This is a genomic window from Olleya aquimaris (genome assembly GCF_003259525.1).
GTDB lineage: Bacteria > Bacteroidota > Bacteroidia > Flavobacteriales > Flavobacteriaceae > Olleya > Olleya aquimaris.
On record NZ_QLLO01000004.1, the window covers coordinates 142,509 to 159,948 of the forward strand.

The 17,440-nt window shown below is 31.8% G+C and carries 16 protein-coding genes; 1 reads left to right on the forward strand and 15 read right to left on the reverse strand.

Annotation, left to right across the window (positions count from 1 at the left end; translation table 11 throughout):
* Positions 1-105 precede the first annotated feature (105 nt).
* Positions 106-801 carry a porin family protein gene (locus LY08_RS07075; RefSeq protein WP_111659749.1) on the forward strand — a complete coding sequence of 232 codons (696 nt, stop codon included), beginning with the start codon at positions 106-108 and terminating at the stop codon, positions 799-801.
* Here the strand turns inward: LY08_RS07075 and LY08_RS07080 are convergent.
* From LY08_RS07080 to LY08_RS07150, 15 genes are all read right to left on the reverse strand, one after another.
* Entirely contained in the window at positions 796-1,401 is a 606-nt protein-coding gene (locus tag LY08_RS07080; protein ID WP_111659750.1) for a hypothetical protein, read from the reverse strand. The genes LY08_RS07075 and LY08_RS07080 overlap by 6 nt on opposite strands.
* Before the next feature lie 81 nt (positions 1,402-1,482).
* Entirely contained in the window at positions 1,483-2,943 is a 1,461-nt protein-coding gene (gene rpoN / locus LY08_RS07085) for an RNA polymerase factor sigma-54 (protein WP_111659751.1), read from the reverse strand.
* Between the two features lie 52 nt (positions 2,944-2,995).
* Positions 2,996-4,426 carry an asparagine--tRNA ligase gene (gene asnS / locus LY08_RS07090; RefSeq protein ID WP_111659752.1) on the reverse strand — a complete coding sequence of 477 codons (1,431 nt, stop codon included), beginning with the start codon at positions 4,424-4,426 and terminating at the stop codon, positions 2,996-2,998.
* A gap of 41 nt (positions 4,427-4,467) precedes the next feature.
* Positions 4,468-6,876 (reverse strand): efflux RND transporter permease subunit, encoded by a 2,409-nt coding sequence (locus LY08_RS07095; RefSeq protein ID WP_111659753.1) that lies wholly within the window; start codon positions 6,874-6,876, stop codon positions 4,468-4,470.
* Between the two features lie 63 nt (positions 6,877-6,939).
* A complete protein-coding gene (locus LY08_RS07100; RefSeq protein WP_245907564.1) occupies positions 6,940-8,229 on the reverse strand; it encodes a DUF5686 family protein in 1,290 nt (429 codons plus the stop codon).
* Positions 8,216-8,953 (reverse strand): peroxiredoxin family protein, encoded by a 738-nt coding sequence (locus LY08_RS07105; protein ID WP_111659754.1) that lies wholly within the window; start codon positions 8,951-8,953, stop codon positions 8,216-8,218. The genes LY08_RS07100 and LY08_RS07105 overlap by 14 nt, the downstream gene beginning before the upstream one ends.
* Before the next feature lie 85 nt (positions 8,954-9,038).
* Positions 9,039-9,596 (reverse strand): ribosome recycling factor, encoded by a 558-nt coding sequence (frr, locus tag LY08_RS07110; protein ID WP_111659755.1) that lies wholly within the window; start codon positions 9,594-9,596, stop codon positions 9,039-9,041.
* A gap of 210 nt (positions 9,597-9,806) precedes the next feature.
* Positions 9,807-10,514, reverse strand: coding sequence for a UMP kinase (gene pyrH, locus LY08_RS07115; protein WP_111659756.1), 708 nt, complete (start codon positions 10,512-10,514; stop codon positions 9,807-9,809).
* Between the two features lie 220 nt (positions 10,515-10,734).
* Positions 10,735-11,694, reverse strand: a complete 960-nt coding sequence (gene tsf / locus LY08_RS07120; RefSeq protein ID WP_111659757.1) for a translation elongation factor Ts — start codon at positions 11,692-11,694, stop codon at positions 10,735-10,737.
* A gap of 108 nt (positions 11,695-11,802) precedes the next feature.
* Entirely contained in the window at positions 11,803-12,573 is a 771-nt protein-coding gene (gene rpsB, locus LY08_RS07125; protein ID WP_111659758.1) for a 30S ribosomal protein S2, read from the reverse strand.
* Positions 12,574-12,757: 184 nt separating this feature from the next.
* Entirely contained in the window at positions 12,758-13,144 is a 387-nt protein-coding gene (gene rpsI / locus LY08_RS07130; protein WP_111659759.1) for a 30S ribosomal protein S9, read from the reverse strand.
* Entirely contained in the window at positions 13,144-13,599 is a 456-nt protein-coding gene (gene rplM, locus LY08_RS07135; RefSeq protein WP_111659760.1) for a 50S ribosomal protein L13, read from the reverse strand. Before rplM ends, rpsI begins: the two co-directional genes overlap by 1 nt.
* A 159-nt stretch (positions 13,600-13,758) precedes the next feature.
* Entirely contained in the window at positions 13,759-15,066 is a 1,308-nt protein-coding gene (locus LY08_RS07140; RefSeq protein WP_245907565.1) for a mannosyltransferase, read from the reverse strand.
* A gap of 176 nt (positions 15,067-15,242) precedes the next feature.
* Positions 15,243-16,733 (reverse strand): cellulose synthase family protein, encoded by a 1,491-nt coding sequence (locus tag LY08_RS07145; protein WP_111659762.1) that lies wholly within the window; start codon positions 16,731-16,733, stop codon positions 15,243-15,245.
* Positions 16,730-17,422 (reverse strand): glycosyltransferase family 2 protein, encoded by a 693-nt coding sequence (locus tag LY08_RS07150; RefSeq protein WP_111659763.1) that lies wholly within the window; start codon positions 17,420-17,422, stop codon positions 16,730-16,732. Before LY08_RS07150 ends, LY08_RS07145 begins: the two co-directional genes overlap by 4 nt.
* Positions 17,423-17,440 lie beyond the last annotated feature (18 nt).

The window sequence follows — 17,440 nt, forward strand, 5'->3', positions numbered from 1 at the left end:
TAACAAAAGGTGTTTTGATATTCAAAACACCTTTTGTTTTTTATAACTTTAAACAGTCTATTGGATTTATTTTTAATCTATCAATTAAAGCAATATATTTAATTTATGAAAAAACTATTACTGCTTTTAACCCTTTTATTTATAGCTCCATTGGTTGTTGCTCAAGAAGATGTGGTCCAAAAAAATGTTATAGACTCCTTGTACAGGGAGGATCAATTTTATTTAGGGATAACTTACAACCTTTTAAATAAAAAGCCGAAGGGTGTGTCTCAAAATGGTTTTTCTAGCGGAATACACTTTGGAGTCATTAGAGATATGCCTATTAATAAACGACGCAATAAAGCTATTGGAATTGGTTTAGGGCTTTCTTTTAATTCGTATAACCACAATATATTAATTGCTGAGGCTAACAAACAAACCTCTTTTACTGTTTTAGATACCGATGAAATAGATTTTTCTAAAAATAAATTATACACCTATATTGTAGAAATGCCAATACAATATAGATGGCGAACTTCAACACCAACAGAATACAGTTTCTGGAGAATTTACACTGGTATAAAACTAGGATATGTTTTTGCTAATAGCACTAAGTACTTAGGTCCTCCTGAAGATGTTCGTATAAATAATAACAATTCGTTTAATACACTTCAATATGGATTAACAATGAGTGCTGGTTATAATACTTGGAACTTTTACCTGTATTATGGACTTAATAGCCTATTTGATAATGCCACTATTAATGACGAATCTCTGGATATGAGTGCTATAAAAATTGGTTTAATGTTTTATATTTTATAACCAATACTGTAACACTATTAATTGTGGTATTATACCAATAAATAATCCAACAATTAGCTCTTTATTGGTGTGTGCTTTTAAATGCAATCTAGACGTTGCTACTGCACCTAATATTAAAGCCATTAGCGCTAAACTTCCGTTTATATTAATGCTAAAATGAATAGCAAAAGCTATAAAAAACATAAATACACTTCCCGTTGCTACCATATGTAAACTTGCTTTAAACTTTAAAATAGCAAATAGTAAACACGTTAAATTAGAAATTAACACAGCAATAAAAAAGAAATATAATTCTGGTATTTGATCTATTGGAAACACTCTAATTAATAGTAGTCCTAAAATGAAACAATTTACCAAAAGAGGTAAAATACGTTCTTTAGTAGTTTTTAAGTGAATAGATTCTGCTTTACTTAACGTTTTCAATAAAAAATAGACCAAAATAGGAAGGACTACAGTAAGTATGAGAAGAGAAATTAATTTAGCATTCACAAACCCTTCTGGAATAAACCTTGGTGTTTTTTTAAAGTAGAAATGTATTGCCAATATTGGCATGATAATAGGATGAAATAGGTACGATATGCTTTTAATTAACCATTTCATCTTTTAATAATTTAGAAGTAGTATTTGAAGTTTCATCCAAGGTAGTTATATAAGTTTTAAACTTAAGTTTAGGATGAAATATTATATCTTTTTACGTAATCTCGCCACAGGAATATCTAGCTGTTCTCTATATTTTGCAACAGTACGTCTAGCAATTGGGTAGCCCTTTTCTTTTAGTATTTTGGCTAAAGCTTCGTCCGTTAAGGGTTTCTTTTTGTTTTCTTCCTCAATAACGGTTTCTAATATCTTTTTAATTTCTCTAGTAGACACTTCCTCACCTTGATCGTTGGTCATAGATTCCGAAAAGAATTCTTTAATCAACTTGGTACCATATGGTGTATCGACATACTTACTATTAGCCACACGAGATACAGTGGAGACATCCATGTCAATCTCGTCTGCAATATCTTTTAATATCATTGGCTTAAGGTTGCGCTCATCACCAGTTAAAAAATATTCTTTTTGATAATGCATAATCGTACTCATAGTTACAAAAAGAGTCTGCTGACGTTGTTTTATGGCATCAATAAACCATTTAGCTGCATCCAACTTTTGTTTGATAAACATCACAGCATCTTTTTGAGACTTGCTTTTATCTTTACTTTCTTTATACCCTTTAAGCATATTGCTATACTCTCTAGAGACATGCAATTCTGGTGCATTACGACCGTTTAGGGTTAGCTCTAATTCGCCATCAACAATTTTAATAGCAAAGTCTGGTACCACATGTTCTACTATTCTGTTATTTCCAGCATAAGAACCTCCTGGTTTTGGGTTTAATCGTTCAATCTCATGAATTGCATCCTTAAGCTGGTCTTCAGTAATATCAAACTTTTGCATTAATTTTTTGTAATGCTTTTTAGTAAACTGATCAAATGCTTTATCAATAATTTGAATAGCTAATTCTACATCTGGATGTTTTTCTTTTCTGTGTAATTGAATACTTAAACACTCTTGAAGATTTCTAGCACCTACACCAGCTGGATCTAATTGATGAACGATTTTAAGGACGTTAGCCACTTTTTCTTCATCTGTATAAACACTTTGTGTAAAAGCTAAATCATCAACAATATCGCTTAATTCACGACGTATATAACCGCTTTCGTCAACACTTCCTACTAAAAATTCTGCAATATCACGTTCGTCATCAGACAAACGATACGTATTTAATTGATTAACTAAATGCTGTGTAAATGAGGTTCCTGCAGCATAAGGGACGCTTTTATCCTCGTCATCTGCACTGTAATTATTGGCGTTGGTTCGATAATCAGGGACTTCATCATCACTTAAATAATCATCAACATTAATTTCTCCAGCATCTATAGTTTCGTTGTCATTATAATCGTCTTGTGTATTGTCAAAATCATCATCTAATTGGTCAGAGACTTCGTCTTTACCACTTTCTAACGCTGGATTTTCTTCCAATTCTTGCTTTAAACGTTGTTCAAATGCTTGCGTTGGCAACTGTATCAATTTCATTAATTGAATTTGTTGCGGTGACAACTTTTGCGATAATTTGAACTGTAAATATTGTTTAAGCATATATGCGTTTGATTATTTAACTAAAGATAATAAATTGTGTCTAATTTATTGGTTAAAACTCGGCATTTTGAGGTGTTCTTGGGTAAGGGATGACATCTCTAATATTGGTCATTCCTGTAGCAAACATGACTAAGCGCTCAAAGCCTAAACCAAAACCAGAATGTACAGCTGTACCATATTTACGTAAGTCTAAGTACCACCATAATTCTTCTTCAGGAATATCTAATGCAGCCATTTTTTCTTTTAAAACGTCTAGGCGCTCTTCACGTTGCGATCCACCAACTATTTCTCCAATTCCTGGAAATAAAATATCCATTGCACGTACTGTTTTTCCGTCTTCATTTAATCGCATATAAAATGCTTTAATGTTAGCTGGATAATCAAATAAGATAACTGGACATTTAAAATGTTTTTCTACAAGAAAGCGTTCGTGTTCTGACTGTAAATCGGCTCCCCATTCTTCAATAATGTAGTTAAATTTCTTCTTCTTATTAGGTTTGCTATTGCGTAAAATATCAATAGCTTCGGTATAACTAACACGCTTAAAGTTGTTTTCTGTAACAAATTTAAGTTTTTCAATTAAGCGTAAATCACTACGTTCTGCTTGTGGTTTTGTTTTTTCTTCATCGAAAAGACGTTGGTCTAAAAATTCTAAATCTTCTTGATTGTGTTCTAATATATAGCTAATAACAGATTTCATAAAATCTTCAGCCAAATCCATATTACCAGCTAAATCCATAAAAGCTACCTCAGGCTCAATCATCCAGAATTCTGCTAAGTGACGTGATGTATTTGAGTTTTCTGCTCTAAATGTTGGACCAAAAGTGTACACTTTACCCAATGACATAGCATAGGTTTCAGCTTCTAATTGTCCAGAAACCGTCAGGTTAGTTTCCTTGCCAAAAAAGTCTTCTTTATAATTTATTGTACCATCTTCATTTAATGGTGGGTTTTTCTGATCTAGCGTACTAACTCTAAACATTTCACCTGCACCTTCTGCATCACTACCAGTTATTATTGGTGTGTGCATGTAATAAAAACCATTATCGTTAAAGTATTTATGAATTGCAAAAGATAATGATGAACGTAAACGCATGACAGCACTAAACGTATTGGTTCTGGTACGTAAATGTGCATTTTCGCGTAAAAATTCGAAGCTATGTTTTTTAGGTTGAATAGGATAGGTTTCAGGATCAGAATCTCCTAAAATTTCAATTTTAGTGACTGCTACTTCAACATTTTGTCCTTTTCCTTGGCTTTCTACTAAATCGCCAGTAATAGACACAGCAGCACCAGTGGTAATACGCTTTAATAGGGCTTCGTCTGTATTTTCAAAATCTACTACACATTGGATATTTTGTAACGTAGACCCATCGTTTAAAGCAATAAAACGATTAGCTCTAAAGGTACGTACCCAACCTTTAATATGTATTTCTTGTAATTTGGTTTCTTTTAATAATGTAGCGACTGTATATGAGTTCATTTTTAAAAATTTGATTAAAAATAGAGATTTTCTGTTATTTTTTATTCTTTAAGAAATGCATTTTCATCATCATCTTCCTCTGGAATAATATTTATAGTTGGTTTTTTTAATACTTCTTTATTGGCAATGCTTCGTTCTAACGATAATAATAACGAAGGTAATAATAGTAAGTTGGATAACATAGCAAATAACAAGGTTACAGAAACTAATGCTCCAAGAGCAACTGTTCCGCCAAAGCTTGAAATTATAAATACTGAAAATCCAAAAAACAAAACTATTGATGTATAAAACATACTAACTCCAGTTTCGCGTAAAGCACCATAAACAGATTTTTTAATTTTCCAGTTATTGGCTTGTAACTCTTGTCTGTATTTAGCTAAAAAGTGAATGGTATCATCCACAGATATTCCAAATGCAATACTAAATACTAAAATTGTTGAAGGCTTTATAGGTACACCAATGTATCCCATTAATCCTGCTGTAACGACTAAAGGTAATAGGTTAGGTATAAGTGATACAATAATCATTCTAAACGAACGAAACATGTATGCCATAAATAATGAAATTAATATTACTGCAAGGGATAGCGATATGGCTAAGTTTTTTACTAAATATTTAGTTCCTTTTTGAAACACTAATGCTTTACCTGTCATGGTAACATTGTATTTTTTTTCAGGAAAAACGTTGTCTATTTTAGCTTGTAGATTTTCTTGGATACGTTCCATTTTGTCGGTTCCAATATCCTTCATAAAGGTTGTAATTCTGGCATATTGACCAGTACTATCCACAAAGTTGGTTAGCAAATCTACTTTGGAAGACGAGTTTTTTGCATATTTTAAAATGAAAGATTCTTCAAGTCCAGGAGAAGGTAATTGGTAATATTTTGGATTACCATTATAGTAGGCTTGTTTAGAATATTTTACTAATCCTACTACCGAAATAGGTTTTGAAAATTCTGGAGTCTCATTAATAAAATCTTCAATTTTCTCCATTCGTTTAAGAGTACTAGGCTTCATGACACCTTGTTTCTTTTTGGTGTCCACCATAATTTCTAAAGGCATAATGCCATCAAACTCTTCTTCAAAAAAGCGAATATCTTTAAAAAATTGTGCGTTTTTTGGCATGTCTTCTATAAGACTTCCCGAAATTTTTATTTGAAAAATACCAATTAAACACACAATTAATAACACCAATGACGTCACGTAAATGGTAATTCGTTTTTCTTTTACCATGCGTTCCATCCAATTTACAAATCCTCCAATCCAACGCTTGTTTAAGTGCTCTAGGTGTCTGTCTTTTGGAAATGGTAAAAAGGTGTAAATAATTGGAATGATAAGTAAGCACAATATAAAAATGGCAAGGATACTTAAAGAGGCTACTACACCAAACTCTTTTAATAATTGACTTTCGGTTAAAATAAAGGTAGCAAAACCGGAAGCAGTAGTTACGTTAGTCATTAAGGTGGCATTACCAACTTTGGTAATTACACGCTGTAAACTTCTAACTTTATTACCATGAGATTTAACCTCGTTTTGGTATTTGTTAATTAAGAAAATACAGTTTGGTATACCAATAACGATAATTAATGGCGGGATTAATGCTGTTAATACGGTAATCTCATAACCTAATAACCCTATAATACCTAGGGTCCACATTACACCAATACAAACGACTATTAACGAGATAAAAGTTGCCCTAAAGGATCTAAAAAATAAAAAGAAAATTAAGGAAGTGACCAATAATGCAGCTAATACAAATAGGTTTATTTCGTCAACTATATTTTGTGCGTTTAGCGTACGTATATAAGGCATTCCAGACACCCTAACGTCTAAATTTTGCGCTTTTTTAAAGGCATCAATTTTAGTGACTAGATTATTAATTATAAACTCTTTTCTAGCAGGCGTATTAACAATATCTTTTTTAAGATATATGGCTGTACGTACAGTTTTTGTTTCTTTATTGAATAAAAAATTGTCGTAAAAAGGATATTTATTAAATAGTTGATCTGTTAGTTTTTCTATTTCTTGAATGGAAGTCACAGAGTCTTTAATAAAAGGTTCTAAAACAAATTTTTCTTGTTCTTCGTCTTTAATTAATTTTTGAAGATCTTTTATAGAGACTACAGTTTCTACCTCTGGATTATCTCTAAAACTATCGGATAATGCATTCCAAGCATTAAGTTTTTCAACAGTAAATAATGTCGAGTCTTTAACGCCTAAAACCACAAGGTTACCTTCTTCACCAAATACTTTTAAAAAATCATTATAAGTTATATTAACTTCATGATCATCTGGTAATAAATTGGCTTCAGTGTAGGTAAAACGCATATACTTCCATTGCGTACTAAATAATATAGTCACTACAATGACACCTAAAAGAATGGCTATTTTATTGCGCAAAATAAGTCTTGCAACAACATCCCAAAAATTTGCTGAAAATAGTTTTAACATAATGCTTTAAAAAACGCAGCAAAGGTATGCAAAACCATTGTATTTACTAAGATAAATTTGGGTTTATAATGTAATATTAAATGTAAATTTTAATGCAATATTGTCTTCTTCTCTAGATAAATGGTAAGCACCATATCTGTATGTGACACTTAAGCCAAAGCCAAAAAGTAGTTTATTAATTTCGAAACCACTTTCTGTGTAACCGTGTTTTAAGGTTTCAAAGTTAACATTTTGATGCCTTCCTATATTATTCATATTTCCAATTGCATAACGCGAGACTAATACCAATTGAGGGTTGAAGCGTTTTGCTATTGCAAAGGGTTTAACATAATGTTTGATGACTAAAGTAGAAAAGCGGTCCGAGAAAAACTCGTTAAAATACATAGTTTCAAAACTATTAATACCTGCTACAGAAAATCGTTGAAGTATGGTTTCTTTGGTAATATTATTAGGGTAAGCATGATATAAATGAGTTAAAGGTGCATCACCATGTGCAATTCCAGCAGATAATGTACCAATGGTGTAGGAGTCTTTATTTAATTTAATTTTATGAATGGTTCTAAAATCTATTTTCGAAAAATTGAAATCTGCATTAAACACATCCTTAAAACTCTTGGTGTATTGTAACGTAAATTTTGGATACCCTTGATTGGTACTAGTTGTACCATCTTCTAATTGTTCTGTTGAATTAAAAGGGTCCCATTGTAACGCTATTTTTGCGGTAGAGGTTTCAAAACCACTATAATTCTTATTGTCCAGGACATAATTATAATCATAGGTTGGTCTAATATTACTTACTGCAAGTTCAGCTTTAGTGTATAATTTAGGATTTAATTCATGTTCTATGGATATAGCAGAAGTAATGTGTTTATGAAATAAATCGATATTAAGTAATCGTGGTTCAAAAAAAGAAAAGGACCTACCATCTGTTAAAAAAGCAGAACTTCCTGTTTCTTTTAAATCGTCTATATAAGAAACATTAACCCAGGTTTTTGTATCAGGATTTACTCTGAAACCACCGCCAATTTTATATTTAAAACTATCATCTCTAAACCCATATACAAGGTAGGAATCTATTCTAAATTTTTCAGAAAACGCTTCATTAGTAATACCTCCTAATCCTGTTCTAAATCCTTCGTATTGGTTAAATTTGATAAGATATCTTAGGTCAAAATTCCAGACTTTAGTTGGGAAAAACCCATTGCCAATTTGTTTTAATAATTCGCCAGATTTAGTAGTATCATTGACTTTTAAATTTTTTTCTTTTGGTTCTTGTGCATGGACAATTGTTATACTTAAAAAGCATAAAATAACCAGTAGATATTTAAATGTTGAAGAATTATAGTGCTGCATTGATGGCTTTTGTAAGAACAGATTTAATATTGGTTCTAAAACCTACTTCCTTTGCTACTATTTTACCTTTTTTGTCAATAACAATGCTTGTAGGGAAACTATTAACAGCAAACAAAGAGACCACATCATTTGCATTTGGTACAATAGTAAATGTAAAGTCTTGCTCTTCTAAAAATTGTTCGACAATATCTTTTTGGTTAAACGTAATAGCTAAAAACTTTACGTTTTTATCTTTAAAACTCTCAGTTAGTTTATTTAATTCTGGCATTTCTTGAATGCAAGGACCGCATTTAGTAAACCAAAAATTAAGCACAACCACTTGTCCTTGTAAATCTGATAATTTAAAGGTGTTTCCGTCTAAATCAGTAGCAATAAAATCTAACGCTTTTTCACCTTTTGTAAACTCGGCTTCAGGGTTTTTAGCCACTTTATTATCTTTAGCTTTGACTCTTTTAAATACTATGGATTTTAGCTTATTGTCTTTATCCACATAAAACAGAGGTTTAAAATCAGAATTTGTCATCAATTCTACTTGAGACTTGGGTAATAGTTTTCCTTTTTCATTAAACAATAAAACATCTGGAGTTATCATAATTTCCATAGTTTTAATTTCTTCATCTGTTAGCAGACGTTGATCTTTAGGTATAAACTTATAGTCTTGAGCTTGAAGTAATCCAAACACCATGAAGGTTAAAACAAAACAGAAGGACTTTAAAAACTTCATAATTGGTAATTTAGTTAAAACAATACAACGTAAAAACTTTGTAAAAGGTATAAAAAAAGCGACTTGTTAGTCGCTTTTTGAAGAGTTATACAGTCATAATCTCTGCTTCTTTATTAGATAAAATGTCGTCAATTTTTTTAACGTATTTATCTGTCAATGCTTGTACGTCTGCTTCTGCGTTTTTTTGTAAATCTTCAGATGCGTCTTCTGCTTTTTTAATATCGTTATTAGCTTCTTTTCGTGCGTTTCTAACACCTACTTTAGCGTCTTCAGCTTCCGCTTTAGCTTGTTTTGCTAAGTCACGTCTACGTTCTTCTGTTAAAGGCGGAACGTTAATTATAATACTTTCTCCATTATTCATAGGGTTAAATCCTAGGTTTGCTACCATAATAGCTTTTTCAATTTCTTGAAGCATACCTTTTTCCCAAGGTTGAACTGTAATAGTTCTACCATCTGGAGTATTAACGTTTGCGACTTGACTTAACGGTGTTTGAGAACCGTAATAATCAACCATCACGCTACCTAACATAGCTGGACTAGCTTTTCCAGCTCTAATATTTACAAATTGCTTTTCTAGATGCTTAATGGCTTTGTCCATTGCTTCTTTAGCAGTATCTATAATAAATGTAATTTCTTCGTTCATTGTAATGTCATTTAATATTGAATGGCTTTCAAAAAGCGAGCCAAAATATTTTAAATTGTCTGTTTAATCTTAATACTAAAATAATTAATTTTTAAAATAAAGACGAATTAACTTTTTAAAATTGCTTTGTCATGCTAAGCGCAGTCAAAGCGCAATAATAGTCTTAAAATTTGAAATTATCAATCAGATTCCTGCCTGCGCAGGAAATTGTTATAAACTTACTTGTGTTCCGATATTTTCTCCAGAAACGACTTTCATTAAGTTACCAGTTGTATTCATATCAAATACAATAATTGGTAAATCGTTTTCTTGACTTAAAGTAAATGCTGTAGTATCCATTACCTTTAATCCTTTGCGTAATACATCATCAAAAGTAATGTGATCAAATTTAATTGCCGAACTGTCTTTTTCTGGGTCAGCATTATAAATTCCATCTACACGTGTACCTTTTAAAATAACATCTGCTTCAATCTCTATTGCTCTTAATACTGCAGCAGAATCTGTTGTAAAATAAGGGTTACCTGTTCCTCCACCAAAAATAACTACACGTCCTTTTTTTAGATGGCTCATTGCTTTTCTGCGTATAAAAGGTTCTGCAACTTCGTTTATTTTTATAGCAGTTTGTAATCTAGTTTTAACACCTGCATCTTCTAAAGCTTGTTGTAGTGCTAATCCGTTAATTACTGTTGCTAGCATTCCCATATGGTCGCCTTGTACACGATCCATACCATTCATAGCACCTGCAACACCTCTAAAAATGTTTCCACCACCAATTACAATAGCCACTTCAATTCCTTTTTCGGTGACTGCTTTAATTTCTTCTGCGTATTCTGATAAACGTTCGGGATCTATACCATACTGGCGATTTCCCATTAAAGCTTCACCTGATAATTTAAGGAGTATTCTTTTATATTTCATAGTCTAATCTAACGATTATGAGTTTCCCAATTTTTGAGGGAACAAGAGTTTGACAAAGCTACACATTTTTTTTATTTTTTTGGAATGAATATATCTCTGTTGTAATTCTTTTTTCTGTCATTAAATCGCATAAAAAAACCACTAACTCTGTAGTAGAGTAGTGGTTTTATATATTAAAATTGAGATTCTTCGCTATACTCAGAATGACAACTAGGATTTGTTATCCTAAAGACACACGTTTAAAACCTGTAACTTCAACGTTTTTAGATGCTACATAATCTGCAACAGTCATTTTTTCGTCTTTGATAAACTTCTGGTCAAGTAAACATTGTTCTTGATCTAAAGTCGTGTTATCAGAAATAAAACGATCCATTTTTCCTGGTAAGATTTTGTCCCAGATTTGTTCTGGCTTACCTTCTGCTTTTAATTCTGCTTTAGCATCCGCTTCAGCTTGAGCTAAAACTTCTGGAGTTAATTGAGACATAGAAATGTACTGAGGTACATTTTTAAGTGTCTTACCTAAACGTGCTAATTCTTCGTTGTCTTTTTCGATAACTGCAATTCTAGCTTCAGTTTCTGAAGCGACAAATGCAGGATCAAAATCTTTGTAAGATAAAGTTGTTGCTCCCATAGATGCTACTTGCATTGCTACGTCTTTAGCTACAGTTTCATCTTCTTGAGATAAACCAACTAAAGCTCCAATTTTATTGATGTGAACGTAAGATCCAACATAAGGTGCTTCTAATTTTTCAAAAGCGTTGATTTCTAATTTTTCACCAATTACACCAGTTTGCTCAACTAATTTTTCTGCAACGGTCATACCACCAAAATCTGATGCTAAGAAATCTTCTTTATTATCAAAGTTGATTGCTTTTTCAGCCATTTGGTTTGCTAATGCTAAGAAGTTTTCGTTTTTACCAACAAAATCTGTTTCACATCCTAAAACGATAGCTACACCTACAGTGTTGTTATCATTAATTTTTACTGCAGCAGCACCTTCAGAAGAGTCTCTGTCAGCTCTTTTTTCTGCTACTTTTTGTCCTTTTTTACGTAATACATCGATTGCTGCATCAAAATCACCTCCAGCTTCTACTAAGGCTTTTTTACAATCCATCATACCTGCACCAGTAGCTTTTCTTAATTTATTTACTTCTGCTGCTGAAATTTTTACTTCACTCATAATAAGTATAATTTAAAAAAAGTCGTTTAATTTATTTCAATAACCCTTCGACTGAGCTCAGGACAAGAGAAAAATTAAACGACTTGTTTGTGTTTTGAAATAGTTATTTTATTCTTCTTCCTCTTTTTTAGCTGCTGCTGCTTTTTTAGGAGCTGCTTTATCTGCTTTAGCTGCTTCTTTATTAGCTTTTTCAGCTTTACGCTCGTTAAGTCCGTTAGTAATAGCGTCTGTAACGTGCGTTAAAATTTTATCAATAGATTTAGAAGCATCGTCGTTTGCTGGTATTACGTAATCTACCTGACGTGGATCAGAGTTAGTATCTACCATTGCAAAAATTGGAATGTTTAATTTTTGAGCTTCTTTAATCGCGATGTGCTCACGCTTAATATCTACAACAAATAAAGCACCTGGTAAACGTGTCATGTCAACGATAGACCCTAAGTTTTTTTCTAACTTAGCTCTTAAACGGTCAACTTGTAAACGTTCTTTTTTAGATAAGGTTAAAAAGGTACCGTCTTTTTTCATTCTATCAATAGTCGCCATCTTTTTGATTGCTTTACGGATAGTTACAAAGTTAGTTAACATTCCACCTGGCCATCTTTCAGTAATGTAAGGCATATTAATGTTACCAGCTTTTTCTGCTACGATATCTTTTGCTTGCTTTTTTGTTGCAACAAATAAAATTTTACGACCAGAAGCTGCAATTTTTGCTAATGCATCTCCAGCTTCTTCAATTTTAGCTGCTGTTTTGTATAGATTTATAATATGGATACCGTTACGCTCCATATATACGTAAGGCGCCATGTTTGGATCCCACTTACGTGTTAGGTGACCGAAGTGTACACCTGCTTCAAGTAATTCTTTTACTTCTACTGCCATTTTGTAATAGTTTACGTTCTGTTGAATTAGCAATAATTAAGTGGTCATAATTATAAATCGCCTTAATTATTTAGATGCTAAACTAAATCCTGTCTTTTGGACTAGGACAACAATAACTAGTTTAAATTTTTGTTTTGTGAAATGAGATGCTTCGACAAGCTCAGCATGACAAATCGAAATAATATTAACGTTTCGAGAATTGGAATTTTTTACGCGCTTTTTTCTGTCCGAATTTTTTACGCTCTACCATTCTTGGGTCTCTAGTTAATAATCCTTCAGGTTTAAGAATCCCTCTGTTTTCGTCATTTAACTCGCACATTGCACGAGAAATTGCTAAACGGATAGCTTCTGCTTGACCTGTAATACCTCCTCCAAATACATTTACTTTAATATCAAAGTTACCTTCATTTTCTGTTAAAGCTAATGGTTGGTTTACTTTGTATTGTAATGTTGCTGTATCGAAGTAGTCTTTAATGTCTTTTTTGTTAATCGTAATGTTTCCTTTTCCTTTAGAAAGGTACACACGAGCAACTGCGGTCTTACGACGACCAATTTTGTGAATTACTTCCATTACTTGAATTCGTTTAAGTTAATTACTGTTGGTTTTTGTGCTTCATGTGTATGAGCTGAACCAACAACAACATTTAAATTACGGAATAAATCTGCACCTAATTTGTTTTTAGGTAACATTCCTTTTACTGATTTTTCTACTAATCTTGCTGGATCTTTTCCAAACAATTCTGTAGCAGTTAAACTTCTTTGACCACCTGGATAACCTGTGTGACGAATGTAAGTTTTGTCATTCCACTTGTTTCCTGTTAAGTTGATTTTTTCTGCATTGATAACAATGACGTTATCTCCACAATCAACGTGTGGTGTGAAGCTAGGCTTGTGTTTTCCTCTTAAAAGTTTTGCAACTTTAGAAGACAAACGCCCTAATGATTGACCTTCAGCATCTACTAAAACCCACTGCTTATCTGCAGTAACTTTATTAGCTGAAATCGTTTTGTAGCTTAATGTGTCCACGTTATTAATTATTTTTTATTAAACATTCCTCTCTCAAAAAGAGTTTGCAAATTTACGATTATATATTTGATTACCAAATAGTGAAAGGACTTTTATTTAATAAGTCTGTGGATATCTTTTTAGTGTAAAAAAACATGTGAAAATTAATGGCTTAAAACATTAGTTAGTTGATTTGTTAGAATTAAAATGTGATGGTTTATTAAAAATCTCCCAAAACAGTACACTAAATACAACAATATATTCAAACCCTATAATCCATAAATTCTCTATATTGTCTGCATTTGCATACGCCAAATAGCTTATAATTATTATATAACTCCACACGATAGGATACTTGTAATTAGTAAACACACTTAGAAGTAATATAGTTGCTATATACCAAGGATGTACAGTTGTACTAAATAATAAATAACAAGTCATTGCAAAAAGCATGCTAACAATTAAAGCATGCAGATTTTCATTTTTTCTTTTTAAAGCTAATATCCATATAATTATGAAAACTAGTATGGGTAGAATTTTTCCAATAATAGTTATCTGGTTATATCCTGTAATTTGGTATCCAATAGCTCTTAATATATAATATATGCTAGCATTAAACTCGAAATCACCAAACCATAAGCCTACCGTTTTTGAGTAGTTATTAATAAACTGCATTGAAAAATAAGGCGCAAATAGTAAAACGGTAATGCTACCAATAATAAGGTAAAAACTAATAAGTTTTTTGTAATCTATGGTATGATTACTTTGTCTAAACCATTTTATAAATAATGGCAAAAACAAAAGTGGTACTAATTTAGTTGAAATTGATAAAGCAAAAACTATTGCTGACCATTTCCATTTATTAATGCTTAGCAAATACAAACTAAAGATTAAAAAGAATATCATGACACCCTCAAAATGAAGATTACCTGTCAGCTCTATTATTATAAATGGATTTAAAATATACCAGAATATTTTATGCTTTTTTAAACCCAGTTTTGTTAAAAGTTTACTTCCAAAATATAATGTCCCAATATCTGCTGCTATGATTATTAATCTTAATCCTATTACTGATCCTAAAATATTGGAAGTAGAAAACAGGTTGGCAATAATAAAAAATAACTGATTTATTGGAGGATAATTTGAAAAATGACTGGCATTTAATGCTTGCATTCCTTTTACAAGTTCCTGTGCTTGATTGATTGGAAATTGCCCATTGGAAATGAAGCTTTGAGGAGTGTATAAATAGGGATTAATACCTTGTAGAATAAGTCGTCCATCCCAAATAAAACGATAAAAATCTTGTGATAGATTTGGAATGGCTAACAAAAAGACTAGCCTGATAATAATGGCAATAGCCACTAATAATTTGAAATTGTTTTTGTTTTGTTGAACTATTTTATAAAAGCAAAAGAATAATCCAGAATATAGTAAGATGAGTTTAAGATGGTCAGTTCTAACCAAATCGTAAGCAAAAAGCCAGTACATAATTAGGCTTAGCACTATTAAAAGTGAAGTTGTTTTGCTAAATTTTAACCAAATAGTGTTAAACATAACGATTGCGTTAGCTGTAGAAGTGTTGTGTTAAAACATAAATTAATATAAGCTTAGATATTACAATTAGCAGATTGGCAAGTCCTGCGTCCTCGCAATGACATTAATGATTATGCTTTAGAGGTTAACGATTTAAAAAACACAAAACCAAATCCGATGGTTAACATTAAATGAAAAGGGAATAACCCAAAGTCACCTCCTTGGTCACCAACTATAAAAGCTAGATACATCCCAAAAGCAAAATATAACATTAAAGCACCTTCAAAAATAACGTGTACAGATATGTTTTTACGTAAATATTTGTTGCCTTTCCAACTATCTTTAAGCGTACTGATATTAAATTTTGGAGTACGTACAAACTCACTTCGTTTGCCAATGTGACCTTCTAAAACTGCAATTGAGTTATGCAGTGAAAAGCCCATTGCTATTGAAAAGAAAGTAAAAAACAAAGCGATATACTTTAAAAAATCTTTAAACGTGTTTCCATGACTTTGTTTATACATTACCCAATAACACACAAAAAAGATTACAGTACTTAGTACAAAAAAGCTCATGACATAAAAGTATGGTCTTAAGTGTGCATATTCATTTTTTATGTAAAGCATTGGAATACTTAGTACTCCAACTATCAATACATTTAAAAACATTGTACTGTTTAATAAATGTAATATACCATGTACTTTAGTTTTAGCCGAAATATTTTTGCTTTTAAGCACGCGACCTAACATTTTTCTAAAGTTTTCTGCGCCACCTTTATTCCATCTAAATTGCTGTGATCTAGCAGCACTTATTACAACAGGTAATTCTGCAGGCGTTTCGACATTTTCTAAATATTTAAACTTCCAGTTTTTAAGTTGTGCTCTGTAACTTAAATCTAAATCTTCAGTTAAAGTATCACCTTCCCAATTTCCTGCATCTATTATACATTGCTTTCTCCACACTCCAGCTGTACCGTTAAAATTAATAAAGTGACCTTTACTACTACGTCCAACTTGCTCTAAAGTAAAATGTGCATCTAACGCAAAAGCTTGTATTTTAGTTAATGTAGAATAATCTCTGTTTATGTGTCCCCAACGTGTTTGTACGACACCAATTTCTGGGTCTTTAAAATAAGGTATGGTCTTTTTTAACCAATCCGGTTGTGGTAAGAAATCGGCATCAAAAATAGCAATGTATTCTCCTTTTGCAATTTCTAATCCTTCCTTTAAAGCGCCTGCTTTAAAGCCTTGACGGTTAGTTCTGGTGATGTGTGATATGTCTAATCCTTGAGATTTAAGTTTTTCTACATGTGCTTTGGTTGTTGCTACGGTTTCGTCTGTAGAATCGTCCAATACTTGTATTTCTAACTTATCTTTAGGATAGTCTATTAAAGCAATATTATCTAATAATCTATCCATAACATACAACTCGTTAAAGACAGGAAGCTGTATGGTTACAAAAGGGATTTCATCTGTATTATTTAGATTGAATTTGGGTCCATTATCTTTCTTTTTTTGCGCAGCAATATAATTGAACATTAAGTTTAATTGAGCCAAAGCATACAAGAAGATAAGTATGAGTGCAATGGTGTAAACAATAATAATTGTTGTTTCTATAATCACTTTTTAAAACTGTATTTGAAAATCCACGTTAATATTTTAACGCCAGCAAATATACTACCTTTTACGGTTCCTGAAACTTTTGAGACACCAATTCTATTTTTGTAGTTTACAGGTACTTCTGTGTAAGTTAATTTTTGTTTGAGTGCTTTTAACTGCATCTCTACTGTCCAACCGTAGGTTTTATCTACCATATTAAGGGCTAATAACTTATTATATTTAATAGCTCTAAAGGGTCCAAGGTCTGTAAATTTTGCTCTAAAAAAAAGTGTCATTAATGAGGTAGCCAGCCAATTACCAAAAATTTGTTGAGGTGTCATACTCCCTTTTTCCCTTAGTTCTTTAGTTCTGGCACCAATCACAAAATCTATATCTTGTTGTATAATAGGCGCAACAATTTTTGTTAATTCTTCAGGATAGTCGCTATAATCTCCATCCAAAAACACAATAATATCAGGTTTTTGGTCTTGATTAGCAATATAATCCATCCCTTTTAAACATGCATATCCATAGCCTTTTTGGTTTTCGGTTAAAACAGTAGCACCTGCTTGTTTAGCTTGAGTTTCTGTTTGATCTGTCGAGTTGTTGCTAACTACAATTACCTCTTGGACAATAGAAGGGATATCTTGTATAACTTTTGCTATAGAATCTTGCTCGTTGTAAGCAGGGATTATGACTTTAATTATGGGCATTTAGTGTTTTATCAGGTT